Source organism: Nostoc sp., from assembly GCF_036917155.1.
Classification (GTDB): domain Bacteria; phylum Cyanobacteriota; class Cyanobacteriia; order Cyanobacteriales; family Nostocaceae; genus Nostoc.
In genome coordinates this window covers 1-23,705 of record NZ_JBALDZ010000248.1, presented here as the reverse complement: position 1 = coordinate 23,705, position 23,705 = coordinate 1, and the positions used below count along the sequence as shown (strand labels likewise).

Below are 23,705 nucleotides of genomic sequence, written 5' to 3'. Positions count from 1 at the left end.
ACTGATAACTGTTTTTTCACAAATTTTAGGTTCCACCGAAAGTTGAACCGGTCGCATGGTCTAAGGGAAAGAAAAAATTTCTTTTTTCACTGATTTAGAAAACTTTTTTCAAAGAATTTGAGATTTAAAATTTTGGATGTGGGGTTGTATCTAAAAAACTCCACATCCAAATTTTTTCTATGCAATATCAGGGGGTATCTGTTTTGGCGATCGCAGTTGTCGTAAGTGTTGCTGCATGAGTTTTTCTAGTTCAGTTCGCCGAACTTCAACGGTATGAGTGGTCTTACCCGGCGTCTCCAAAAAAACGATACTATCTACGGGTTCTAATGCCACCATTTGGAACAAAATATGGGTGACAGGAGTAATTTTAGCTAGCATTTGAGGGTCAAGCCCAGCAGGGGAAATTAGAGAGACATCCTGTATGGTAGGGAAAGCGTAAAGAACGCGCTTTTCCAATCCTGGATTAGCACGATTGCTCAACGTAGTTACAACCCAGCTTGACTCCGAATTTTGGAGAACATAATACTGGGAGTAGCGTAATTTTTGAGCGATCGCTCTAAGGGCAGGAGCAATTGCTGCAACAAGATGTGGTGTCACACCATCGTCGGGTGCATTGTCAATCAGCAATTGAATTTGTGCTTCTAAATCCATAATGACTTGTATACGGCTCCTGGGTAACGGCAATAACATCTATCAAGTGCGAACAATCCCATCAGAATTGGGAATAATAAAATCAGCCACATCCTCAATAGTAGGATTGGTCTGCGTTTAGCTTATACGTAAAACCAAAAAAGCCAATACCCACAGTCGTACAGGTTGTATTTAAGTAAGTTAGGGTCTTTTGAAAACCGAGACTATGAATTCAGCCGCAACCGCAACTATTCCATCTGCAACTATTCTGGGAGAAAATTCTACAGGTGTGGAGGTGATCTTTCAACTCCTGTCCAAGGAGTTTCAGCAGTCAACCAAAGCTTCGGAACAGAATTGCCACGACGTAGCAAGACGTATTACCACCGAAGTCTACCGGATTTGTCATGAAAGCAAACGTATTCAAGCTTCTGGAACTGTAGAAAGTTCGGCGCTGACCTTGGCTCGGCATCGGCTGCAACAGTGTCTCAGGTACTATCAGTTGGGTTCAAATCGGGGCAGGGTCGAATTACACAGTACTCTGAGTGCAATTGTTTATCGATATATTAATCCACCTCAGAGGCAATTGAGCTATCAAGGGCGGCTGACAATAATTGAAGATTTCCTCCAGAGTTTTTATTTGGAGGCGTTGAACGCTTTCCGGCGAGAAAATCAACTCGGTGCTACTTATCGCCCTCAGACGCTCTTAGAATTGTCCGAGTATATGGCATTTACCGAGCGCTACGGCAAGCGACGCATTCCCTTACCAGGCCGTCAGCAGCAGCTAATTATCCTGCGAGCACAAACTTTTTCTCAACAGCAGCCCCCAGAAACCAGCGTAGATATAGAACAAGCCTCAGAGGGTAGCAATAATGAAGGTGATGGTTCTTGGGAAGAACCAGCAGTACATCAATTACGCTCCACAATGGCAACACAAGCCGAACCCGAACCTGAAGAAGACACCTTGCGCTCCGTTGTGGTTACGGAATTAATGAATTATCTCGAACAACGACAACAATCTGACTGCGCTGATTACTTTTCTCTCCGCCTCCAGGATTTATCAGCACAGGAAATTGAGTCAGTTTTAGGTTTAACCCCTCGTCAGAGAGATTATTTGCAACAGCGCTTTAAGTATCATTTGATTCGGTTTGCCCTGTTGCACCGTTGGGAATTAGTTCACGAATGGCTGGAAGCTTCTCTGCATACAAATTTGGGCTTAACTCCCCAGCAATGGCAAGTATACACAGCACAGCTGGACAATAAGCAACGGTCTTTATTAGAGTTGAAGCAACAAGGACAAGCTGATGAAAAAATAGCAAAAACTTTAGGGCTGTCAATGGCACAACTGCAAAAAAGATGGTTTAAGCTGCTTGAGCAAGCTTGGGAAATTCGTAACTCATTAGTTTCCGGATCAGGTGCATCTACTCATGAATAGTGACTCAGAATCCTTACAACACCAGTATCTCGATTGGTTATTGACAGATAATGTCAAAAATAACGAGCGATGGGTAGAATGTGAGGAAAATGACGGGGTAAAAAACCTCCTCAAGGAAGCCACTGCTTCAAAAAACAGTGAGCCAAAATTGGGAGGAACACCCCAGACCTTTCAATTGGGAGAAATTCCTACTGTGCAAGATCGTTTTCAAGCTGTCCTTAAGCGTCGGTTACAAATCCAAGCCCAAGACCACCCACCGTTGTTTCCCTGGGAAACACAATTAATCGACTATCCTGATTTTGTTGATGAGCCGTCAATGACACTCGTTCCTCGCTGGGGATGGATGGTACAACAGTCTAAGTTGACCTTACCAACTCGCTTACCAGAAAGAGTTTTCCAGCAATTGCTAGAACAGTGTCAGGCATTGGTGACATCTTCAGTGCCGTTGGGAGCAAAATTAGTTAAAGTGGTGGAGAACTTTTTTCCCAATGAGTCTCAAGCATTAAATGACATAGCTGGACTGGTGCTAAGAAGCACCTATCGGTCTGTAAATACTCTGGAGACAATGCCTGCTATTCAGAGCAATTACTCAGATTTACAACCGCGTCAACAAATGGCTTTGTCGTTGCTAGCAGCTAAACAACTGCTGGAAAATCTGACTCTACCACTTTCAGCAACTAGTCCAGTGGTAGAAAGACAATGGCTAACCAGTGTTGGTGCTTTGAATATCAGAGTAGAGTACCAGTCTCTAAGTAAACTTACGAGGTTACTTGTGCAAGCTGAGTTACCTGTTAAAGGAACTTTAACGCTGCGGGGAAGTGGCACTTTAGCAATGACAACATCTTCGACTTCGGGATACTTAAATGTAGAGTTAGGCTGCGAGCAACTTAACCCAATTTATACTCTGGAAGTTGAGTTTCCAGAAATAGATGAACAGTCTTTGTTGTTTGTGATTAATCCCACGATTTAGTTGAAATTTCCACCGCTAGCACACTACGTCAATCAACGCCGATATATATTAAGAGGATTTTCCTGGTTTTGAAGCTCATCCTATTTTTCAACAAACGGTCATTAGGGTGTCTACGAGAAGCAGTTATTACGAAGACACAGGGACACGGGGATCTGGGGACATGGGAATATTGAGAAAGTATGTGATTATTTCTCAATTCACCGCGTCACCCATTTCTCGTTTCTCTCCATCTCTACCCCCTATCTATCATTTTTTTAACCGTGCCGATTTTAGATTTTAGATTTAAAATCCTTGAGGCAAATCGGGGTCAATCCAAAGTCGGCAATCCAAAATCCAAAATTTTTTGACTACCCCTTCGGGGCGGGAGTAGGGTAGGCAATTACGTCCCCCACATTGTGTTTTTTGCATCTACACCATTGCTTCTACTAGACTCAAATGTTTAACTTATCCAGGATGAATCGGTTTTGGCGTATCCCTGTAGGTAATTTCTGGCGGCAAAATCCGCAGGGGTCGCCTTTGATAGAAGTGGAAGATTCAATTTCTTTGCGGGTGCTGGTGCTAGCGTTGGTTATTTTGGGAATTGTGGCGACGGATATTGCCGCTGAAACTTCATTCAGTTTTTGGGCGTTACCCCTGAGTGTAGTGGGTGCGATTTGGAGTTACTATCGTCGCCGCGATCGCAATGTTGCAGTTCAATTCGGCATCGCCATCGGGATGTTAGTAGCATTGGGTGCTTTCTTTGGGCAATTAGTGGGAGAGTTGAATGATACGCGGTTGGGTTTGGCAGAGTTATTAATTCAACTCCAGGTGTTACACAGCTTTGATACACCCCGCCGGAAAAATTTGGGCTATTCGATTGTTATCGGACTGATTTTATTGGGTGTGGCAGCAACCCTAAGTCAGACTTTAGCATTTGCACCTGTGCTGCTGTTATTTTTAGCGATCGCTCTGCCAACTTTAGTATTAGATTATCGCTCACGCTTAGGTTTGCAGCCATTAAAAATAAAAAATGAAAAATTAAATCAGAAGAATTCTTCAACTATTAATTTTAAATTTTTAATTCTGAATTTTTTGCTAATTGTCGGTCTGGGACTGGCAATTTTTGCTGTTTTACCCAGATTTCCTGGCTATCAATTACGGAATTTTCCTGTCAGTTCTGCTATTCAAGTAAAAGGTAATTTCACAGGACGTAGTATCATTAATCCCGGTTATGTCCACCAAGGTAAAGGTGATAATCAAGGCAGTGGTAGTGGTGGTACGGGACAAAATCAAACCGGTCAACCAGGTAAAGTAGATAATAACTTTTATTACGGTTTTAATAGCCAAATAAACCAAAACCTGCGGGGTGAGATGAAACCCAAGGTAGTAATGCGGGTGCGATCGCAAGCTGAGGGTTTTTGGCGAGTATTAGGATTTGACCGCTATACAGGTAAGGGATGGGAAGTTTCCCGTAATGAAGATGTCATGACTGTTAGGCGATCGCCTTGGTCTTACCAAATTTTTCTTTACCCACCTGTGATTACTGTTAAAACCCAAGAGGTAGTACAAACTTATACAGTGGTGTCGGATTTGCCTAACCTGATTCCAGCGATGGCTTATGCCAAGGAAATTTACTTTCCCACACCACTGATCGCTGTTGATAAGGAAGACGGATTGCGATCGCCTGTAGAATTATCAGAAGGACTCACCTACACAGTAGTTTCTGAAGTACCCTACCGCGATCGCACTTTGTTAGGTGAAGCTTCTACTAAATATCCGCAACAGATTAAAAAGCATTATCTGCAAATTCCTCCCGAAATTGCCGAAAAAGTCCGACAACGCACCGAAGAAATTCTTGCTAACTACAATCAGGAAGGAGTCACAAAGTCTGCGAAAAGACTCGATTCACCTTATGAAAAGGCTCTGTACTTAGCTCAATATTTAAAGCAACGCTACTCTGTTCCCCAAAATCCCTTAGAATTGCCTTATTTAAGTGAAAAAGAAGACTTGGTAGAAACTTTTTTGTTTAAGCAAAAGGGGGGCTATCCAGACCACTTTTCAACAGTTCTGACGGTAATGCTACGTTCCATTGGCATCCCAGCACGGTTAGTAGCAGGGTTTAGTGCGGGAGAATTTAATCCATTTACAGGGCTGTATGTTGTCCGTAATACTGACGCTTATGCGATGACGGAAGTGTATTTTCCGAAATATGGTTGGTTTGCCTTTGACCCTATTCCCAATCATCCTCTGATACCACCTTCAATTGAAGACACTCAGAATTTTAGTGTGTTGCGTCAGTTGTGGAACTGGGTTGCTGGCTGGTTGCCTTCTCCGGTGACAGGTTTGTTGAATAATGTATTTGGGACAATATTGAGTTGGGTGATTAGAGCGATCGCTTGGTTTTTAGCTTTATTCTCTCAAGGTTGGTTTGGTGTATTGACTGGCTTAATCTTGGCAACTACAGCAGCTTTCTTTGCTTGGCTGGGTTGGGGACAATGGCAAGAGTGGCGCAACCGTCGATGGTTAAAGAAATTGCCAGCAATGGAAAGCCTTTATCAACAAATGCTGCAATGGACAACCCAAAAAGGTTTAGGCAAACATCCAGCACAAACACCTTTAGAGTATGCCAGAGTCTCATACCAGCATCATGCTTTAGCAACCGCTGAGGTGATAGATGAAATTTGTCAAGCCTATGTTAGTTGGCGTTATGGTGGTCAAACTCCTAACTTGCAGCAATTGCGAGAAAGATGGCAAGGTATCAAAAAGACTGCTAAGACTGCTAAAATATAAGCTTAAGATTGTTGTTTAGCCAACAAGCGAGAGGCTAATTTCCCTGACTGAGTTGAGGTAAAATTAGGATACCAGTGAGAAGAATTGCTGCGAATACGGCTGTCAAAGCACAGTACAAGTGTAATTTTTTTGTGTACAGATTTTTGGTTTCTTCCATCCATTACGGACTTCCATTGCGTCCGTGACCAGCTTTTATTACTCTTGTCAGATTAAATTTGAAACCCTATTTTGGCGTTAGTCCGCGCAGGCGGACGAGAGTTTGTGTAGCCGCGATTTCTAATCGCTTGGATTATTCTCTCTCCAGAGTCATAGAAGAGCGCTAGATATTTTGAGCAAGTTCACCACATTAGCTGTTATTTTTAATTTCGTCCAACTTGGCACGTACTGCCTGAATATCCTGCCACATCAACCATTTTGGCGCACCTCTTTCTTTAGAAGGATTACGCAACAAGTAGGAAGGATGAAAAATTGGCATACATAAACGCCCTTCCCATTCCAGCCATTGTCCGCGAATTTTTGTAATCCCCCGCTTATCGCCAGTGATTCCTTTGACAGCAGTTGCACCTGTTAACAAGATTATTTTGGGGTCAACTAAGCGAATTTGTTCTAGTAAGTAGGGTAGACAAGCCGCCACTTCTACAGGAGTGGGAACTCTATTATCTGGTGGGCGACATTTGTTGATATTGGCAATGTATACATCATCCTCAGTAGTCAGATTCACAGATGCGAGAATTTTCTCTAACAACTGTCCCGATCTGCCCACAAATGGTAAGCCGGTTTCATCTTCATTTTGACCTGGCGCTTCCCCGATAACCATAATTGGGGCTTTGAGATTGCCACGTCCGACAACAGTATGAATTCGAGTGTCTCCTAATGGACAACGGTGACAGCGATCGCAATGCTGTGTCAACTCTGTGATGCTGGCATAAGTTCCGGGAGTGATGGGAATTTTCGCGTCTGTAGGAATCAGTTCTCGTTGGTTAAAGGTTGAGTCGTCAAAAAGACTGAGTTGGGTTTCGCTGCTCATGAAAATCAGGATTTTGGCATCAGCGCCAGTTGTTATGTCTGAGTTAAATACCGTTTTGGCTGGAAATTTATCAAAATAAATAGATTTTTGCTGAATACTTAGTTATTTATATAAATCTTATTGTATCAGTTAATTTCAGACAAAATTCAGTCATGATAAAAGCAGTGCCGTCCTAAGATGCTGGGGGAAACTATGTCACATACCCCACTTTTCGCCGATCGCACCCATGCGGGTGAGCTATTGGCGCAAGTGATTCATGATGTTTTGACTCAGCAAACTATTGATTCTGGGGTAAAGCCCGTACCAATTGTTTATGCTTTGCCAAGAGGGGGTATACCAGTAGCAGCACCAATAGCACGTCTTTTAGATTGTCCATTGACGATTGTTGTGGCAAAAAAGATTAGCCATCCAGAAAACCCAGAGTTAGCAATTGGTGCAGTCACGACTTCGGGAAATGTTCTTTGGGCTGATCAAAAGCTACTTCGCCTTAAACATGATGGGCGATGGCGGGAAGTGGGTTTAAATAAAGCGATAAACCAAGCTAAGTCTCTTGAAGCTCAATTAATTCCTGCTTGTCCGCAGTTCAATGCACAGGATGCCACATTGATCTTAGTTGATGATGGCATTGCTACAGGTATGACAATTGCGGTAGCGGCAACTGCCCTGAAAGCGCTTTCTCCAGCAGCAGTTTGGCTGTGTACTCCAGTAGCGCCACAAAAATTGCTACCCTGGTTAGAACAGTGGGGCGATCGCATAATCATCTTGGAAACACCGGAACCCTTTTGGAGTGTGAGTAATTTTTATGTGGAATTTCCCCAAGTGGATACATTAGAAGTTCTCGCATATCTCCAGCAACAAAAGACAATGAGAGAGAATTGATCGTTTTGTGACTCTTTCTAAATCCCCATTAAAAATTACGAATTACAAATTATTTGAAGATGTTCCCTGCTGATATTGCATAGCTTTGGCATAATCACCTAAGGCGTAGCAAGCGACTTTCAGACTAGCAAGAGCTTGTTCTTCGCTGCGGCGGTCTTTGATATTTCTAGCTAATAGCAAACGTTCTTCATAGTATGTAATTGCTTTGTTATAGTCACCCAAAGCTTCACAAGCAACTCCTAAACTACTTAAAGATTGTTCCTCGCTACGCTTATCTTGAATTTCTTTGGCTAATTGCAACCGATCTTCATAATATTTAATGGCTTTGGGATAATCACCTAAAGCATAACAAGCATTACCCAGATTTTTTAGCACCTGAGAAGCACTGCGAACATTTTTTAAGGAGCGTGATAGTACTACACACTGCTCATAATAGGCGATCGCTTTTGGGTAATTGTTCAAAGCATACCAAGCATTACCCAAATTTTTGAGTACCTGTTCCTCGCCCCAGTTATCTTTGAGTTCCCGTACAATCTCTAGGCTTTGCTGCTGATAATCAATGGCCTGTGTAAAATTACTTAAAGCTTTATAAACCAATCCCAAATTATTCAGTGCTGCCACTTGACTGCGTTTATCTTGCAGTTGTTGCGTTATTTTCAAACACTTTTCTAGAAACTCAATTGCCTTTTGATGATCGTTCAGGTGACGGTAGGCATTACCTAAATGGGAAAGTGCTTGCATTTGCAATGTTAAATCTGAGGTGTTATTAAGCAAAGACAAACACTGTTGGGAGTATGAGATAGCACCTTTATAGTCTCCAGCACTGTAAGTTACCAATCCTAAAAAAGAAAGTGCCTGTGCTTGTTTTTGCAAATCCCCAGCTGCCTGAAACAGTGCCAAGGATTGTTGTAAAGACTTCATGGCCGTTATTAATTCACCAGCTTGCTGTTGTTGAATTCCTTGCCGTAATAGCTTGGAACCTTCCGATGAATGGTCATCACTTTCCTGTGGAGGTAGTATTTCTGCTTGTGAACCAGAGTCAAATTCATGAGTAATTGTATTACGCTTCACTGGTTTTAGGTATGTTATGGGTAGTTGCAGGAGAAATATAGCAATCGGATTTGATTCGGATAACTTGCTTGCGTAGCAAGGGAACAGCAAAGAAGGGAATAGATATGTACTGGGTTTTTTCAAAAATCAAATACGAGTTCTAGATATTTTTCGATCTATGATTCCTTCGTTTTGAGGCATCAACTGCTTCCTGTCAAGTCTGGTGCTAAATCTAGTGTTCCCAAAACCAGGATGCATCTTTCATCAGGCTGGTTTACTACACTGGGGCAAGCATTCGTAGCGACGAAATTATTTAAAATTTCTATTATCAACATCTGTACTGTATATATGGTGCAGGATCTCTCGCACCTCCATTAAAATTTTTCCTAGCATATTTTTCCCACTACCATCGGCTCCACAACCCCAGTAAAAATCAATAGGGGAGTTTTCAACAATTTCTGCATTGCCTGTGGAAAGTAAAATATTTCTGATATCTGTATGAGTTTGAAATTTACATAGTACAGCTTGCCGCATAATGTCATCTTTAATTTGTTCCCAATCTTGACGTAGAGGACGGGTTCTCTCACGCCCCATTTTTGCCGCATCTTTGGGTGTTTTAACTAGGCGGATTTTTTCTACATGAGGTGTACCCACAAACTTTTGCGCTTGAAAGTAGTGTTCGCTAGTTGACCAATACAACCCATCTAATTCAAAGCCGTGGGGGGAAAAATTGGAGAAACAGCCATATTCTTCACGAGTACTATAAAAGTAGATTGTCACGTCGCTTTGCTCCGAATTCAAAATTCTTGCATTATTGATCCCCATAAATAAATTTAGTTGCTCTGTATCCTTTTCATTTTGGGTCAATTGAATAGCCTCATATCGGCTTGTAAATGACAGCTTTGTTTTACTTTAATTTAGGTCAGATAAAGTTTTTTATCAAAGTCTGCCTACGCAAATAAGTTCAAAAATCAAATCGGACTGCTATATACCAGATTCTAATACCGTTATTACTAAATTTCCGCCACACTATAACTAGTGGCTAAAGTCACCCATTCAGGTGAAGACATACAGAAAGACTAATGCCTAGTATGAAGAAAGATTAAGCATCTATGAAGCTAATTATGCGTCTAGTTGTTAATTAACTCATAAAAATTTAATCCCAAAGCTTTAACAACTCCGTATTCTACACTTACCCTCAAACCAAAGGCTACTCCTATACAGGAATATTTACAGGCTTTTTTAATATGGCTACTCACATAGAAATTCCAGTTATTGGCAAAGTTAAGTATCCGTTACGCTGGCTGATTGGGCTGATGGCAGGGAGTGTGTTGGTTGTGGGTACAATAACAACTTACACCTTGATAAATCAAGGGGCAAGCAAGGAAGATATTGCTGAACTAACTGTTCCAGTTACAGCACAAAACGTAACGTTGCGGATTACAGCTAGTGGCAAAGTTGTGCCAGTTAAGAGTGTAAATATTAGCCCGAAAAACCCTGGAGTGCTATCGCAATTATACGTAGAACAAGGCGATCGCATTCAACAAGGGCAAATTCTCGCCCGTATGGATAGTGCGAGCATTGAAGCCCAAAGGAGTCAATACCGTGCTAACTTAGCCCAAAGTCAAGCTCAATTAGCCGAAGCCCTTACTGGTAGTCGCCCTCAAGAAATCGCTCAATCAAAGGCGCGATTAGCACAAGCTCAAGCCCAGTTAGCCGCAGCTAAGGCTGGTAATCGTCCCCAAGAGATTGCTCAATCTCAATCCCAAGTAGATGCGGCTCAGGCAAAGGTGAATTACACCAATGAACAGGTAAAGCGTTATCAATATCTATATCAAGAGGGAGCAGAGAAAAAACAATTACTCGATCAAGCCATCAGTGACGACAAAAGTGCTAGAGCCAATTTAGAAGAAGCTAAAAAACGATTGTCCTTAGTCCAAAGTGGCACTCGGACTGAGGAAGTTGACCAACGCCAAGCTGCTGTTAACGAAGCACGAGCCGCATTAGTACTGTTGCAAGATGGCACTCGTTCTGAAGAAATTGTCCAGCGTCAAGCCGCCGTTGCATCCGCTGAAGCTCAGTTAAAGGGTGTACAAGTGCAGTTGGAAGATACTATTATTCGCGCTCCTCTGTCAGGAATTGTTACTCAAAAGTATGCAGATCCAGGCGCGTTTGTGACTCCCACAACTTCTGCTTCTACTAGTGCATCGGCAACTTCCAGTTCAATTGTTGCCGTAGCTAGGGGTTTAGAAATATTAGCTCAAGTTCCCGAAGCTGATATTGGCAGAATTAAAGCGGGACAGCAGGTGGAAATTGTCGCTGATGCTTATCCCGATCAAGTTTTTAAAGGTCATGTCCGCCTGATTGCTCCAGAAGCAGTGGTGGAACAAGGTGTAACATCCTTCCAGGTGCGGATTGCTCTTGATACTGGCACAGATAAACTACGTTCTGGCTTAAATGTGGATCTGACTTTTTTAGGCGATCGCGTTAATAATGCTTTGGTATTACCAACGGTGTCAATCGTCACCGAAAAGGGTAAAACGGGTGTACTCATCCCAGATGCCAAGAATAAACCCCAGTTCCGCGAAATTACAGTCGGGGCACAAATCCAAGACCAAACTCAGATTTTAGACGGAGTTCAAGAAGGCGATCGCATATTTGTGAACCCACCCAAAGACTACAAAATCGAAAAGGCCAAAGAAAAACAGAATAAATAAACCCAAACCGAACAGCCTTTTAATACAGACTTTTAATCCAAAATCTCAAATCCAAAATCCAAAATAGGCATGAACCTCCTCGAAAGCATGAATATGGCAGGGAAAACCCTGCTGTCAAATAAACTCCGTAGTGCCCTCACCATGCTGGGTATAGTTATTGGTAATGCCTCAGTGATTGCCATGATTGGTATTGGCGAAGGGGGGCAAAAATTCGTTAATAAACAGCTGGAGTCATTAGGACCAAATGTGCTATTTGTACTGCCAGGTAATCAAGAAACTCAGCGGATCTCCTTTGAAGTACCAAAAACTCTGGTGTTGCAAGATGCGGAAGCGATCGCTTCTCAAGTACCAACAGTAGTAGGAGTTGCGCCAGAGTTAAACAGAAGACAGGTGGTTATATACCGCAACAGAAACACTGATGTCAATATCATTGGCACAACTCCCAGTTTTCTATCGGTGCGGGATTTTGAAACTGCTAAAGGCAGATTTTTCTCTGAGGTAGACATCAAGCGAAGCAACCAAGTGGTAGTACTTGGTGCAGACTTGGCAGAAAAACTATTTGGTAATAGTAACGCCATCGGCCAGCAATTACGAGTTGGAAATACCAGCTTTCAAGTGATTGGGACGTTAATAGCCAAAGGTTCCAGCGTGGGAGCAGATTATGATAATGCCGCTTTAATCCCAATCACCACTTCAGCAAACCGACTTGTGGGCAAGAATTCTCCCTATGGTATCGCCTTAGATTACCTCGTTGCTGCCGCTCGTGATTCAGATAGCGTGGATGCAGCAGAGTTTCAAATTACTAATTTGCTGCGTCTACGGCACAAAATTAATGGTGAAGATGACTTTACTCTTCGCTCTCAAAAGGATGCCTTGCAAACTGTCGGTCAAATTACAGGTGCATTGACAATTATGCTAGCAGCGATCGCAGGTATATCGTTGTTTGTCGGCGGCATTGGCATTATGAATATTATGCTTGTCTCCGTCACTGAACGCACTCAAGAAATCGGATTGCGAAAAGCGATCGGGGCAACAGAGCAAGATATTTTACTACAGTTCATCATTGAGGCAGTGATAGTTTCCGCCGTCGGTGGTTTAGTTGGGACTGCGGTTGGTGTTAGTGGCATCCTCTTAGTGAGTGCTTTGACTCCTTTAGAAGCAAGTCTTTCTCCTGTAGCGATTACTATGGCAGTTGGTGTCTCTGGGGGTATTGGTTTATTCTTTGGCGTTGTTCCTGCACGTCGCGCTGCTAAACTCGACCCCATTGTGGCGTTAAGAAGTGCTTAATAGACCTCTTGCTAAATCTTAGAAAGAATCGCTTGGGCAGCAACTTCATCGGTAATCAGTCCTGTAATTAACTTGCCATGCAGAGCAGCTAAAATCGCCTCTGCCTTTCTCACACTGCCTGCCACACCAATAATTAGTCGATGAGCCGGTTGTTCAAGTGCGACACTGGCAACTCGACTGTTTGTCCCCTGTTGCAATAATATTCCACGATCGCTGTAAGCCCAACCTGCAATTTCTCCGACTGCTCCCAGTTCAATCAATTCAGCTACCTCGTCGTCATTGATAAAGCCGTCTTGATGTAGCGGAGCATTCCAGGCAATATGACTAATTCCAACAAAGGTTGCTTTGGCTTGCTCTGCAAGAGTCTTGACGGCAATAAACGATCGCTGAGTCTGCAAAAGTTCTCGTTCTTCAATGCTAGTTGCGACAACGGGAGTCGGTACTGGGTAAGCTTGGGAACCGACGCGATCGGATAAATGCATGACCACTTCGTGGCGACCTGCACGCCCAGAATGGGACATGTTGCCAATAATTGAAACAATTTTATGCTGGGGTTGGTTCATTGAGGGTATCTGCTCTACCATTGTTCGCAATGTGCGATCTGATGACAACGCCAGTATGGTCGGGGTTTTAGCCATCAGGTAAGCCTCTAAGTAGGTGGCAGCACATACGCCAATTCCGTATGATGTATCGTCACTGCCTGCGTCAGTTGGTACTACTTCACAAAGTGACAGAGCAAACTGATTGCGTAACGACTCAGCTAGAGCAATGCATTCACTCAAGGGATGATCGAGTCGAAATTTAATCAATTTTTCACTGACCGCCAGTGCCACTAAGCGTTGTGCAGCTTGCCGGGACACATTGAGCTTGGCAGCAATTTCTTCTTGCGTATTGCCAGCAATGTAATAGAGCCAAGCAGCATGAGCAGCCAGGTCTAATTTGCGAGATCGAAGGGGCAAGCCAGCTTTGCTGGCATCGCGCCCCTCCAAAAAAGGTTGTCCTATATACTACCTGCAAAAACTATGTATCTTTGAACCTCATACCACTAAAAGTGGCGTGATTCCTGCTTCAACGATCTGTGCCTGAATACTTTCACTTACGAGTTTGAGTTCTGTAATATTTCGGATTATCTACAACTTCTCCATCGCTAGTAACGAGATAATATTTTATGCCTAAGTCTAGCCCAATATTTTGAGTGACCTGGAGGTGTTTTTCTATCTCTGTTTCGCATAAAATACTAGCAATATATTTACCTGATGAAGTGCGAGTTACAGTAACGTTTACAACATGACCAGTAATTTCCTGAGACTTGTAAAATTTCACCCATCCTAGCTTTGGAAGCTTTAAATGATTCTCTATTACCTGAATATTGCCGTTGGTCAGGTTGGTTTTGTAGGACTGCTTGGAGACATTTTTCTTTTTGAATTTAGGGAAGCCTACACCTTTACTTTTAGCTTTTTTTAAATCATAAAAGAAGTTTTTGTACGCTGTTTCTAGATTCTTGAGCGAGTAATGCAAGAGCAAATTTATCTACTTCTTTGAGCCATGCAATCTCTTTTTTAAGTAAAGTTAACTGCCGACTACAAGCGTTATAGTTTAACGCTTTTTTCTCAGTACTATATAACTCTTTTCTCAGTGCTAAAAAGCGGTTGTACACAAACCTTGCACAGCCAATAGTCTTGTTAATTAAGACTTGTTGATTGTGTGTAGGAATTAGTGTAATCTTGAATGCTTTCTGCACGGAGGGCAACTTCAAAAATTGTGTTAAATACACTGGTATTGTAACACAAGGTCACGGTCAATATGGAGCGCCTAACTCATGACTATAAGTCACGAGTGTGCGGCTTGTAGAAATCAAACTTTTGGAAAACAAGTTTTGTTTTCTCTTCTGTGCTTCTGTGTGAGATCAAAATTGCGGTTTATTGAGGTTTGCATAGGCATACCTCGTCGTAGACATTGCCTGTTTTGGGAACGCGCGAATAATCATGCAAACGTTTACTTTACCTGAAAATAGCTGTAAATTTCTATTCTCCCCCAGTAACCTCTAAGTTAAACCCAGTAATGTAGCTTGCCTCTTCACTCATTAGAAAAGCTACTCCATTCGCCACCTCTTCCAAGCTTCCCAAACGCCGCATTGGCACTGAATTAATCATCTGTTGCTCAACCACCTTGGGATCGGCATCAAAGTATTGTGACCCCACTGCTGCCTGCAATTCTGTTTGCCGCGTCCACATAAAACCAGGGCCGATCAACGCAGGGGAGAGTGCATTTACCCGAATGCCATAAGGAGCCAAGTCTTTTGCTGCTGTCTGAGTAATTCCAATGACAGCAAACTTAGAAGCGGCATAAGCCAACATATTTGGCGGCCCAACTACCCCTGCATAACTCGCCATATTGACGATCGCACCTCCACCTGCATCGCGTAGTTGCTGTGCAGCCGCCTTGAGAACGTGGAAAACGCCGACAACGTTAATGTTGATCACCTTTTGAAAGTCATCTTCAGGATATTCGTCGGTCTTAGCAAACACTCCTTGATAACCCGCATTATTGAATACATAGTCGATCCGCCCAAACTGCTTTACAGCGCCAGTAAAAGCTTTGGCAACATCATCACTAGCTGTAACATCACAGCGAAAGGTGCTAACTGGAACGTTGTAACCTTTTAGTTCCCCAGCCACATCTGCCATCTTCGGTTCATTCAAATCTAGCAGGGCTATTCCTGCCCCATTAGCAGCAAAACGGTGTGCAGTTGCCTTGCCAATATCTCCTGCACCGCCAGTAATTAGGATCGTCTTACCTGCAAACTGATAAGTTGCTTTCGCTGTCAACCAGAAGCTATCCCCTGTTAACTCCACAACCCGGTTGGACGGAACAGAACTCATCAGATTGGGTCGAAGCCAGTTTGGATGCTCTCTTCGATGTTACTCAACAGCTAAACGGACATCGGGCAATCGCCCTCGGTTTGTCTGGACAAATGCATGGTATGGTTCCTCTCGACGCGCAGGGCAAAGCGATTAGACCAGCGATTTTATGGAACGATCAGCGCACAGGTAAAGCTGTTGCTGAGATTGAAGCCGCTATTCCCAGTCAGAAGTTGATCCAGCGCACTGGAAATCCAGCAATTACAGGGTTTCAACTGCCGAAGCTTCTATGGTTGCGGACTGAAGAACCACAAGCATACACTCGGTTGTGGCAGATTCTTTTACCCAAAGATTATCTGGGATATGTGCTAACTGGCGAACCAGTAACAGAACCATCTGATGCCTCTGGTGTCGGCTGTCTGAATCTGGTTAATCGGCAATGGGATACAGATATTCTCCATGCTCTCGATATTAATCCAGCGTTGTTCCCTCCGGTAATCGAATCTACTGCGATCGCTGGACGCTTAAAATCAGAAATAGCTGCCCGTGTGGGATTACCTATGGGATTACCTGTAATCGCAGGTGGAGGTGACAATGCCGCAGCAGCAATTGGTTTGGGTATCTCATCCAGCAACCTGAATCGGGGTAGTTTGAGTATTGGCACATCGGGAGTGATCTTTGCACCGTGCGTTCGCCCAATTCCCGATCCCGAAGGTCGGGTGCATTTGTTCTGTCATGTTGATGGTGGCTATCATCTGCTGGGAGTGACGCTGGCGGCTGGTGGTTCTCTGCGTTGGTATCGAGATACATTTGCACCGCATATATCCTACACCGATTTGATGGATATGGCAGAGCGATCGCAACCTGGTGCGCGTGGTGTTCTATTTCTACCCCACCTCGCAGGAGAACGCAGTCCCCACCTCGATCCAGATACTCGCGGTGCTTTGGTGAATTTGTCATTAGCTCATACCCAAGCAGATATAACTCGTGCTGTGCTGGAGGGTGTTGCATTTAGCTTGCGGCAGGCGTTGGAGGTAATTAGTGCGATCGCTCCTGTTGAGCAACTCTTAGCAACCGGTGGAGGCGCACGTTCTCACCTCTGGTTACGAATTTTGGCAGATGTTTTGCAAACAAAACTCATAGCTCCCAAAGCCGAAGAAGGAGCTGCTTACGGAGCAGCTATTTTGGCAATGGTGGGAATTGGTGTTTACCCCAATTTAGAAACTGCACTCAAGATTTTACCGCAGGATAGTAATGTAGTGCAGCCCCAGGCAAATCTTTTTTATGAAGCAGGGTTTAAGCGCTACAAACTACTTTATGATACTTTGAAAGCTGTTCGTTGAGATTGAACTTTGGACAAAAGGTTAAGAACTTTTCTGGCTGACAAATTGAAGAGGCGATCGCCAAAGTCTTGAAGGAACTTACAAATTCTGAGCATGAAATCGAACTTATCACTAAATCAACTCAGACAGCATAAAATAACCAAGTAGCCCTTTATCTTAACCTCTTATGGATGGAGAAAGTGTAACATTAGCTCTAGCTCAATCAGCATTTGTATATGAACGTTAAGTTTCCGCTCTGTAGTTTTTATCTTTCTGAAAAGATTGTATTCTTATTATTTATTGTATCAGCATCGTCACCATGAAAAATCTGTTGCCATTATTATTGAGTGCTATTTTATTAAGTAGCACAGCAGGTTGTAATAAAACTAATAGCCAGACCGACAATACTTCTAGTAACAACAAAACTCTGAGCGCAGAAAGAACATCGACTCAGCCAAATAATCAACAAATATCCGTACCTGCTGGAGCAAGTTTTGAGACTGTTCTTAAACAAGAGATATCTACAGTTAAAAGCCAAAATAATGACCGTTTTGTTTTAGAAATAAAGAATTCTTCAGTCGGGGTCAATAAAGTTCTTCAAGATGGTCAAATACAGGGACATCTAGAAGATGTAGTCAAAGCTGCTAAAGGAAAAAAAGCAAGTTTACATTTAGTTTTTGATGATATTTCGCTTAAAAATAGCTCATCTTATCCCATTGATGCAACTTTAGTCAACACCAAGTTAGAAACAAAAACCAAAGGTAAGTTCATTCAAAATGCAGGGATTATTTTAGGTGGTACAATTGCAGGTCGTTTTCTTGGTGATAAAGCCAAGTTCAAGCATGGTGGGCTAGCAGGTGGTGCAGCTGCGGCGGCTTTCGTTTTGTCTAGCCCTGGTGGAGAAGTTGTCCTTAAAAAAGGTACAAATATTAAACTTCAACTAAAATCTGCTATTGGTACTACTCAATAAACCACGCGCAGTGTCTCCCTTTAGGAGACACAAGTGGCGTTTGAGGCACGAAACCCAACATCAACATCCAAAGAGTTTGGTATTTTTGGGTTTCACTTCCCTACGGGACGCTGTTCGCATTCGTTCCACCCAACCTGCATTTATTGGAAGTCGGCGGGAAACTCCATCCCGCAAGTGGCGTGGAGAGGGATAGCCGCCCGCCGAATTGGGGCATTGGGCATTGGAAAATCTTACCCATGCCCCATGCCCCATTCCCCATACCCTAAAACTCCATCCCGCAAGTGGCGTGGAGTATAATAATTTGATTAGTTTTCAGTTTGAAAAAGGCAAAGGTAGCAGGATGAAGCGAACCTGGAAGGGTGTATTTATTTCCAGCCTGATGGCTGTAAGTTTAGCAAGTGTGAGCTTAGTTCCGGCTCAAGAAGCATCTGCGGATGAACACATACTGCGAGATATTGGTATCGGAGCAGGTGCTGGAGTATTATCTGGGACAGTCGTCAGAAGACGTGGTTCGTTGCTAAATAATGCGATCAAAGGAGCGGCGGCTGGTGCGGCTGTTAATGGTGTCAATGGTACCAGGTCAAGGTATCATAGAAAGCATCGAAATCTCGGTCAAGATGTTGGAGTCGGCGCAGCAGCCAGTACAGTTACAGGTGCAGTGACTCATGGTGGCAAAGATACTCTTGGGGATGCAGTCGATGGTGCAGTTGCAGGAGCAGCTATTCATCTTCTCACCAATGGCAAAAATTAATACTTGCTAGACTTGGCAAGTAATCTTTGACTTCTACTGCTGTTCTCTGTCCAAGTCAGTAATACAAACACACACTTGACATAACATTGCAATGGTTTTGTCAATTTGAGGTGCAATATTGAGTTTAGTAATCTACAGAATGAAGGCAGGGTCTACCTGCCTTTTACTAATTAATCTTCTCACGAGTCTGTCCCAAAAATTGCAGTTAGTCAGATCGCTACAAGTAAGTCGGTGAGAAAAATTCAATGTATATGAAGAAATATAAATTAGCTGTAGGGTGTGTTATGCCTTATAGCAACGCACCTGAGATTGTTGACGGTGCGGCGCTTAGCGACAACACACCCTACATTAAAATTCCTTATCAAATCCTCTGAATTTATTTATGGGGATTATCTTTTTACTTTTTACTTCTTAATGAATTTACCCGCGTAGGGAGGGAACAGGGAAGAAGGGAATAGACGTGTACTGAGTTTTTTCAAAAATCAAATACGAGTCCTATAGTTAAGCTAAGTAATTTTTCTTTAAACCATCCGTGAGACCATACTATGTCTGACTTCAACGGTGAACCGATACCAGAAAAGAGAAATCCCCAACAAACTTTTCATTCGGGTGACTTAAATTTAAGAATCGAAGGAGAAGTAGTACCTGTAGTAGATGTCCATCTGGGACAACAGCAATCAATTTACTTTGAACATCATATTTTGCTGTGGAAACATCCCAATGTTCGCCTTGGTGTCAAAGGTTTAAAAGGGGCAGCCAAGCGTTTCTTTGCCGGACTGCAAATTTTTATCAGTGAAGCACATGGGCCAGGGAATATTGCTTTCTCTCGTGAGGCTCCAGGACAGATTGTGGTGCTGCAATTAAAGCGTGGACAGACAGTGGATGTGCGCGAACATCAGTTTTTGCTAGCTACTAGTAATATTGAGTACAGTTTCTTTTTCCAGCGAGGGCTGGCTAACCTCTTTTTCAGCCGCAGTGGCGGGTTATTCATCGATCGCTTTATTGGTCAGCAAGAAGGGGGGCTACTTCTAATTCACGGTTACGGCAATGTTTTTGAAAAGTACCTCGCTCCTGGAGAGATGTTAGATGTAGAACCTGGAGCATGGTTGTGGAAAGACTCATCAGTGAAGATGGAGACAGTAACGGCGCTGCAATCTAGTGGCGGCATCTTGGGAGCCATTGGGGTGATGCTTGGTGGCATTTCGTTCACTCTTAACCGTTTTACTGGCCCTGGTCGGCTAGGATTGCAGTCTATGACTTATCATCCTCCTGTATCTGAGGGTGCAGTTCAAGTCGGTGGTAGTGCTAATCTCGGTTAAAACTTTCTTCTATAAAGGAGAGGGAAGCTAGAGACAGGATGAAGTTTTGCATCTTATTTAATCTATGTTCCTAAGTGAGGTGTTGGAGCGATCGCTGTGGTAGATTTTTAACAGTGCTATCTGCTCGCTCCATCTCCTCAATATCTATCCATACTATGAATATCGACCGATTGCAGGAACTTAAGCAAAAACTGACGAATGAAGCAGACTTGTCCCATATCTGGTTATTTTATATGGATCATTTTGCGGATCATTCAGAATTTACTGAACTGGGTGAGCCTGCCTATAATGAATACCTAGATAATGTCCTCCACAAAACTTGTCAGCAAATGTTTGACAGGGCAATAAAGATTACTGGCTTTTTCCTGATCTACATTGCACAGTATCGTTTATTTCATGGCCCTTTCCAAGTTGAAGGACGTATTGGGGGTGTGATTTATTTCGAGGATATAAAAGTTGGGTTACTTGCAGTGTCGATGGATTATCCTACTACCGATGCGGTTAAGTATTCACGTTTCTCTGAGATTATTTCACTGTCGGCATCTAACCACAACGATCGCAATTGAGAGAAGCACAACTTATACGTATTTCCAAAAAGTGCGATCGCTGTAGCTTAACTATCCGATCAAATAATTACGAATTACGTAGCTTGCTTCTCACCTTCTCTACAAGACGCTACGCCAATGGCGAGTATTACAAATTATTTAATCTTCCTGATTGGGTTGAGCTAAAGAGATATTTCCTAAGTAATTTACTAGATCGCTTTGACTGGAGAAATCTAACAGCGCCTCAGCTAAGTCTTCTAGTTGAGCGATGGATAATGTGCGAATCTGCTGTTCTATCTCCGGCTCAATTGCACTAAACCGACGTGTCAGATGCAAGTAACCATCTGGCAAAGTCACCAGGGTATTTTTCGGCAAGGTATTTGCAGGTATTATCGTAACTCAAGGGCGTATATTTTGATATGTTGTGGTCTAATTGCATATTTGGGTATGCAATAGACATCTGGTGAAAAAGAATGTAGAGACGTAGCAGTGCTACGTCTCTACAAGGACTCTGGATAACGCATATTTAATTTCTGGAGATGTCTAATAATGAAAAACTCCACCCATAGGGGAATGGAGTTTTTCGCCGCTTTCTATGAAACTAAAATCTGACGGCTTAAAATACTCATTACTTCGCCAGGGTTAGCAGTTGGTAGTAATTGACTCCAGTCTCCAACACTTGCATAGCCAATAACCTGCAAATAGTGAATTGTACTGGTGACGGCTTTCGGAGAACCAATCAATAAATGTTTAATTGGTTCTCTGTTGGGCAATCGCATTTGAGCAGATTGTTTGAAGATGAGTGCATCGAAGCCTTCGCTACTCAAATACTGTTGCAACTGTGCATCAGCGAACTTTTGATTTTCTACGAACTTTTGTACTTGTGTCATTATTGTAATTGACTCCTAGAGTAGGGGTTTAAAGAAAGGCGATCGCGGACTCTTCCTGGAGGGCGATCGCCTTTCTTATGCTTTTGATATTATAGTATAATTTTATACAAGTCAACTACTAATATAAAAATGTTTACAACAAATTAACCCTTCTAACTTGAACTGTTGGAGGGATTTTCAAAAATGTCGGCACTAGATAAAATATACGGGCAGTTATGTTAAGAATACGAACAAAGAGACGCGATGTAGAGAAGCATTGGCGGTAACTTGGGGATGATTGCAAAGAATTAGTGAAACATGGTCGGTATCGAGAATATATCGAGACACGTTAAGCTTCCTCTACAAGTAGTACTTAAAGTGTCTTCTCATTCTACCGTCAGAATGAAGCATCCGAGTGCGATCGCACTATTTCGGCGATCGCTTTCAAGACAGTAGCTAGGAAAGTGGCGATCGCCACTCAAATTGGAGCAATTTTGTTTTTAGATGATTCGTTACTTCGTTAACGCACCCTACGAAAGCTACTATGCACTCAGCAATGATACGGTTAATATCAAGTAAATAAAGCACACTTAATAAGATATGTAAAATCACTGGATTAAATCTAAAGGAGCATTGTATTGTCACTTTGGATATTATTCAGTCTATTAAAGCTTCAAGATGCGATCGCTCCGTTTTATTTTTATTGGTATCATTACTTTTCTATTTGTTACAAATATTGTTTTTCTGCGAAGGATTGTATCTGTCCTGCTCTGCGGAGTGATGGGCTTTAACCCGGTCAGCAGTTATTATTTACTTCACAATTACGGCAAGGCAGAGGCTGCTAGTCCTTCAAGTAGGGTTGCTGCCTTGGATAATGTCCATACTGTGCAGGAAGAGGAGCAGAAACAGAAAGTTGCAGACTGTTTTCTGGGGATTTGTATAAACATTCCAAAGATTCCCACAGGAAACCAGCCGAGACCAACTGCTTCATCTCAATATAGTGATGAATATCAAAAGGATTTTGACAATTTCCCTCAGCAGCCGCCTATCCCCGATTTAACGGGAACCTGGATTCGTAGTTCAGGAGCGGGTTTCCATATTGACCAGCGAGGTTGCACAGCAGGCATTATAGGTACGCTAACCGTTGATGGTAAAGAACCGCCAAAACATAAATTTACCCTGACCCAAAATCATAATCAATTGAGCCGTCCTGATGAAACAATTAGTTATAATACGGGTAGTTCATCGGGTAGTTATGGACAGAATTATCAAGGCAAGATTTCCGGGAATCGCATCATATTCCTTGCCAATTCACCTTCATTTATATCTAAAATTATAGGGATTGTAAATGATACAGGTGATAGTATTACGGGTCAAGTCTATTGTAAAACTGCTAGGGGATCGGCTACCGCCCAAGGAACTTTCACTTGGAAAAGACTCACTCAAGTATCTATAACTGTATATCTTGGCGGGGCGGGAATGAATGGTTCATACATTCCTGATCAGATCGAGGCATTAAAAGACGCAGGTGTTCAAAATGTCGTAGAAGGCAAATATACATGGGGAGCGCCTTTAGATGCTATTGATAGTCTTTATATAAAGCGTTTACATAACTACGTGAATTCTAGTAATCAGCCATTTACACTTGATTTACTAGGCATCAAAGATAATGGGGAAACCCCTCTTAACTTTATTGGCTATTCCTATGGATCACTTGTTGCAGCGCAATGTGCCATCTATTACGCAACACATGGGAGGAAGGTCGGTAAGCTTGTATTGATAGGTTCTCCTATTGCAAAAAACTTTCTAGACGAACTAAAATCCAATCCCAATATTGAAGGAATAATTATTGTAGATCTCACGCAGTATAGTGATGAAATTCATGCGGGAATGTCATTCACTGAGTTAGACCATATAGGTCTCATCAAATTAGTAAAAGATATGAAGAATAGTTGGGGACATTTTTATTATGCTTTGGAGAATGATGAAGGTAAAAAACGTAGAAGGGATCTAGCGAATAAACTCTGGAAAGATGGCTTAAGATAATGCATTAGCGCGATTACCTATTCTCTAAACAATTCGCTTTCGTACTTCATCAGTAGCTCTAGGTTGAGTTTCCTTACGTCAACCCAACATTCATTAGCTCAAACAAAGTGCGATCGCCCTGCAACATGGTTTAGACAAAGGTGCGATCGCCCTAATTCTAGATATCTCGTAACTGCCCAGGTAGGAATGTCAGGAATATTCCCATGAGGGAAGAAAGATGGTAGTGTTCAAGCATGAGTCCAGAAGAAAAAGATCAAAAAA

At 42.6% G+C, this 23,705-nt stretch carries 23 protein-coding genes; 12 read left to right on the top strand and 11 right to left on the bottom strand.

Features of this window, described 5'->3' with window-relative positions:
• Positions 1-177: 177 nt before the first annotated feature.
• Positions 178-651: a hypothetical protein gene (locus tag V7K67_RS33615; protein WP_179065874.1), complete on the bottom strand. Its 474-nt coding sequence runs from the start codon at positions 649-651 to the stop codon at positions 178-180.
• A gap of 205 nt (positions 652-856) precedes the next feature.
• Here V7K67_RS33615 and hetZ point away from each other — a divergent pair, with 205 nt between their 5' ends.
• Both hetZ and V7K67_RS33605 read left to right on the top strand, forming a co-directional pair.
• Positions 857-2,062 carry a heterocyst differentiation protein HetZ gene (gene hetZ / locus V7K67_RS33610; RefSeq protein WP_179065873.1) on the top strand — a complete coding sequence of 402 codons (1,206 nt, stop codon included), beginning with the start codon at positions 857-859 and terminating at the stop codon, positions 2,060-2,062.
• On the top strand, positions 2,055-3,032 hold the full coding sequence (locus V7K67_RS33605) for a PatU (protein WP_334732475.1): 978 nt from the start codon (positions 2,055-2,057) through the stop codon (positions 3,030-3,032). The genes hetZ and V7K67_RS33605 overlap by 8 nt, the downstream gene beginning before the upstream one ends.
• A 282-nt stretch (positions 3,033-3,314) precedes the next feature.
• Here V7K67_RS33605 and V7K67_RS33600 read toward each other — a convergent pair whose 3' ends face one another.
• Positions 3,315-3,440: a hypothetical protein gene (locus V7K67_RS33600; RefSeq protein ID WP_334732476.1), complete on the bottom strand. Its 126-nt coding sequence runs from the start codon at positions 3,438-3,440 to the stop codon at positions 3,315-3,317.
• A 45-nt stretch (positions 3,441-3,485) separates the two neighbouring features.
• On the opposite strand from V7K67_RS33600, the gene V7K67_RS33595 reads away from it, so the two are divergent.
• Positions 3,486-5,801: a transglutaminase TgpA family protein gene (locus V7K67_RS33595; protein WP_334732477.1), complete on the top strand. Its 2,316-nt coding sequence runs from the start codon at positions 3,486-3,488 to the stop codon at positions 5,799-5,801.
• Between the two features lie 346 nt (positions 5,802-6,147).
• On the opposite strand, the gene V7K67_RS33590 is transcribed toward V7K67_RS33595, so the two are convergent.
• Positions 6,148-6,828, bottom strand: a complete 681-nt coding sequence (locus tag V7K67_RS33590) for a uracil-DNA glycosylase (protein ID WP_334732478.1) — start codon at positions 6,826-6,828, stop codon at positions 6,148-6,150.
• A 192-nt stretch (positions 6,829-7,020) separates the two neighbouring features.
• Here V7K67_RS33590 and V7K67_RS33585 point away from each other — a divergent pair, with 192 nt between their 5' ends.
• Entirely contained in the window at positions 7,021-7,707 is a 687-nt protein-coding gene (locus V7K67_RS33585) for a phosphoribosyltransferase (protein ID WP_334732479.1), read from the top strand.
• Positions 7,708-7,749: 42 nt separating this feature from the next.
• Here the strand turns inward: V7K67_RS33585 and V7K67_RS33580 are convergent, their stop codons facing one another.
• A complete protein-coding gene (locus V7K67_RS33580; protein ID WP_334707724.1) occupies positions 7,750-8,778 on the bottom strand; it encodes a tetratricopeptide repeat protein in 1,029 nt (342 codons plus the stop codon).
• Between the two features lie 288 nt (positions 8,779-9,066).
• Positions 9,067-9,537, bottom strand: coding sequence for an NADAR family protein (locus tag V7K67_RS33575; RefSeq protein ID WP_334707725.1), 471 nt, complete (start codon positions 9,535-9,537; stop codon positions 9,067-9,069).
• A 467-nt stretch (positions 9,538-10,004) separates the two neighbouring features.
• On the opposite strand from V7K67_RS33575, the gene V7K67_RS33570 reads away from it, so the two are divergent.
• Together V7K67_RS33570 and V7K67_RS33565 are read left to right on the top strand one after the other, a co-directional pair.
• Complete coding sequence (locus V7K67_RS33570; protein ID WP_334732480.1) at positions 10,005-11,474, top strand: efflux RND transporter periplasmic adaptor subunit; 1,470 nt, start codon at positions 10,005-10,007, stop codon at positions 11,472-11,474.
• Positions 11,475-11,543: 69 nt separating this feature from the next.
• Complete coding sequence (locus V7K67_RS33565; protein ID WP_334707727.1) at positions 11,544-12,761, top strand: ABC transporter permease; 1,218 nt, start codon at positions 11,544-11,546, stop codon at positions 12,759-12,761.
• 11 nt (positions 12,762-12,772) lie between these two features.
• On the opposite strand, the gene V7K67_RS33560 is transcribed toward V7K67_RS33565, so the two are convergent.
• The 4 genes from V7K67_RS33560 to V7K67_RS33545 form a co-directional block, all read right to left on the bottom strand.
• Positions 12,773-13,720 (bottom strand): sugar-binding transcriptional regulator, encoded by a 948-nt coding sequence (locus V7K67_RS33560; RefSeq protein WP_334732481.1) that lies wholly within the window; start codon positions 13,718-13,720, stop codon positions 12,773-12,775.
• 133 nt (positions 13,721-13,853) lie between these two features.
• Positions 13,854-14,285, bottom strand: a complete 432-nt coding sequence (locus V7K67_RS33555; RefSeq protein ID WP_334732482.1) for a transposase — start codon at positions 14,283-14,285, stop codon at positions 13,854-13,856.
• Positions 14,227-14,502: a helix-turn-helix domain-containing protein gene (locus tag V7K67_RS33550; RefSeq protein WP_335170262.1), complete on the bottom strand. Its 276-nt coding sequence runs from the start codon at positions 14,500-14,502 to the stop codon at positions 14,227-14,229. The genes V7K67_RS33555 and V7K67_RS33550 overlap by 59 nt, the downstream gene beginning before the upstream one ends.
• Before the next feature lie 283 nt (positions 14,503-14,785).
• Positions 14,786-15,589, bottom strand: a complete 804-nt coding sequence (locus tag V7K67_RS33545) for an SDR family NAD(P)-dependent oxidoreductase (protein WP_334732484.1) — start codon at positions 15,587-15,589, stop codon at positions 14,786-14,788.
• Between V7K67_RS33545 and xylB the strand changes: the two genes are divergently transcribed.
• The 5 genes from xylB to V7K67_RS33520 all read left to right on the top strand — a co-directional run bounded on the left by xylB (position 15,574) and on the right by V7K67_RS33520 (position 20,550).
• A complete protein-coding gene (gene xylB, locus V7K67_RS33540; protein WP_334732485.1) occupies positions 15,574-16,965 on the top strand; it encodes a xylulokinase in 1,392 nt (463 codons plus the stop codon). The genes V7K67_RS33545 and xylB overlap by 16 nt on opposite strands.
• A 298-nt stretch (positions 16,966-17,263) precedes the next feature.
• Entirely contained in the window at positions 17,264-17,914 is a 651-nt protein-coding gene (locus V7K67_RS33535; RefSeq protein WP_334732486.1) for a hypothetical protein, read from the top strand.
• 340 nt (positions 17,915-18,254) lie between these two features.
• Positions 18,255-18,665, top strand: a complete 411-nt coding sequence (locus V7K67_RS33530) for a hypothetical protein (RefSeq protein WP_334707741.1) — start codon at positions 18,255-18,257, stop codon at positions 18,663-18,665.
• A 545-nt stretch (positions 18,666-19,210) separates the two neighbouring features.
• Positions 19,211-19,984 carry an AIM24 family protein gene (locus V7K67_RS33525; RefSeq protein ID WP_179065857.1) on the top strand — a complete coding sequence of 258 codons (774 nt, stop codon included), beginning with the start codon at positions 19,211-19,213 and terminating at the stop codon, positions 19,982-19,984.
• 155 nt (positions 19,985-20,139) lie between these two features.
• Positions 20,140-20,550 (top strand): hypothetical protein, encoded by a 411-nt coding sequence (locus V7K67_RS33520; protein ID WP_334732487.1) that lies wholly within the window; start codon positions 20,140-20,142, stop codon positions 20,548-20,550.
• A 138-nt stretch (positions 20,551-20,688) separates the two neighbouring features.
• Here the strand turns inward: V7K67_RS33520 and V7K67_RS33515 are convergent, their stop codons facing one another.
• Complete coding sequence (locus V7K67_RS33515) at positions 20,689-20,904, bottom strand: DUF4351 domain-containing protein (protein ID WP_335170259.1); 216 nt, start codon at positions 20,902-20,904, stop codon at positions 20,689-20,691.
• A gap of 218 nt (positions 20,905-21,122) precedes the next feature.
• Positions 21,123-21,422: a hypothetical protein gene (locus V7K67_RS33510; RefSeq protein WP_334709717.1), complete on the bottom strand. Its 300-nt coding sequence runs from the start codon at positions 21,420-21,422 to the stop codon at positions 21,123-21,125.
• Between the two features lie 654 nt (positions 21,423-22,076).
• Between V7K67_RS33510 and V7K67_RS33505 the strand changes: the two genes are divergently transcribed.
• A complete protein-coding gene (locus V7K67_RS33505) occupies positions 22,077-23,444 on the top strand; it encodes a hypothetical protein (protein WP_334732489.1) in 1,368 nt (455 codons plus the stop codon).
• The last annotated feature ends 261 nt before the right edge of the window (positions 23,445-23,705 follow it).

What these genes read in the sequence shown, in the direction of transcription:
- V7K67_RS33615 (WP_179065874.1), bottom strand. Translation starts at nt 651, where the DNA reads ATGGATTTAGAAGCACAAATTCAATTGCTGATTGACAATGCACCCGAC.
- hetZ (WP_179065873.1), top strand. Translation starts at nt 857, where the DNA reads ATGAATTCAGCCGCAACCGCAACTATTCCATCTGCAACTATTCTGGGA.
- V7K67_RS33605 (WP_334732475.1), top strand. Translation starts at nt 2,055, where the DNA reads ATGAATAGTGACTCAGAATCCTTACAACACCAGTATCTCGATTGGTTA.
- V7K67_RS33600 (WP_334732476.1), bottom strand. Translation starts at nt 3,440, where the DNA reads ATGCAAAAAACACAATGTGGGGGACGTAATTGCCTACCCTACTCCCGC.
- V7K67_RS33595 (WP_334732477.1), top strand. Translation starts at nt 3,486, where the DNA reads ATGAATCGGTTTTGGCGTATCCCTGTAGGTAATTTCTGGCGGCAAAAT.
- V7K67_RS33590 (WP_334732478.1), bottom strand. Translation starts at nt 6,828, where the DNA reads ATGAGCAGCGAAACCCAACTCAGTCTTTTTGACGACTCAACCTTTAAC.
- V7K67_RS33585 (WP_334732479.1), top strand. Translation starts at nt 7,021, where the DNA reads ATGTCACATACCCCACTTTTCGCCGATCGCACCCATGCGGGTGAGCTA.
- V7K67_RS33570 (WP_334732480.1), top strand. Translation starts at nt 10,005, where the DNA reads ATGGCTACTCACATAGAAATTCCAGTTATTGGCAAAGTTAAGTATCCG.
- V7K67_RS33565 (WP_334707727.1), top strand. Translation starts at nt 11,544, where the DNA reads ATGAACCTCCTCGAAAGCATGAATATGGCAGGGAAAACCCTGCTGTCA.
- V7K67_RS33535 (WP_334732486.1), top strand. Translation starts at nt 17,264, where the DNA reads ATGAAAAATCTGTTGCCATTATTATTGAGTGCTATTTTATTAAGTAGC.
- V7K67_RS33530 (WP_334707741.1), top strand. Translation starts at nt 18,255, where the DNA reads ATGAAGCGAACCTGGAAGGGTGTATTTATTTCCAGCCTGATGGCTGTA.
- V7K67_RS33525 (WP_179065857.1), top strand. Translation starts at nt 19,211, where the DNA reads ATGTCTGACTTCAACGGTGAACCGATACCAGAAAAGAGAAATCCCCAA.
- V7K67_RS33520 (WP_334732487.1), top strand. Translation starts at nt 20,140, where the DNA reads ATGAATATCGACCGATTGCAGGAACTTAAGCAAAAACTGACGAATGAA.
- V7K67_RS33505 (WP_334732489.1), top strand. Translation starts at nt 22,077, where the DNA reads ATGCGATCGCTCCGTTTTATTTTTATTGGTATCATTACTTTTCTATTT.